The sequence below is a fragment of the Pseudomonas sp. MF08817 genome (genome assembly GCF_059862705.1).
Map to the genome: position 1 here is coordinate 1 of NZ_JCBCUY010000116.1, position 508 is coordinate 508.

1 protein-coding gene is annotated in these 508 nt (G+C 56.7%); it reads right to left on the minus strand.

The window, feature by feature from the left end; all coding sequences use genetic code 11:
* A partial coding sequence (locus AC19YR_RS24855) for an immunoglobulin-like domain-containing protein (protein WP_500600452.1) occupies positions 1-508 on the minus strand: 508 nt, incomplete at both ends.

Here is a 508-nt window from a genome sequence, read left to right on the forward strand (position 1 = left end):
GAACGCTCAGTTCGCCGGCCTTGATAACGACAACAGCGCCGTTTTTCAGGGTCACGGTGAGGTCATGGTCGAGTTTTTGGCTGACCGAAACGGTGAATTTCTGTGCTTGGTTCTCGAAGACTGGACCATCGCCAGTGATCGAAACAGTCACCTTGTCACCTTCACCGGTCGGCTGATCGGTAACGGTGGTGGTGTGTTCTTTCGGATCGAGGGTCAGTTTCTCGAAGTCGTCTGCGCCATCGACGCTTTCCAGCTTGTTAACCAGCGAAGGTTGGCCGCCAGTAAATTCGTCGTTGGTGGTGTGAACCACAGCCGTACCGGTGGTTTCACCGGCTTTGACGGAGATTTTGGTGCCGTCGCTCAGGGTGAACGTCAGCGGGCCGTGGCTTTCCATCGGCAGGCCGGCTTTGTTGGTCAGCGTGACGGTGTAAGTCACGTCGCCGCCTTCGGTGACGGTGGTTTTATCCACGGTCAGGGTGGCAACCACTTCGGTTTCGGTGTCGTTCAC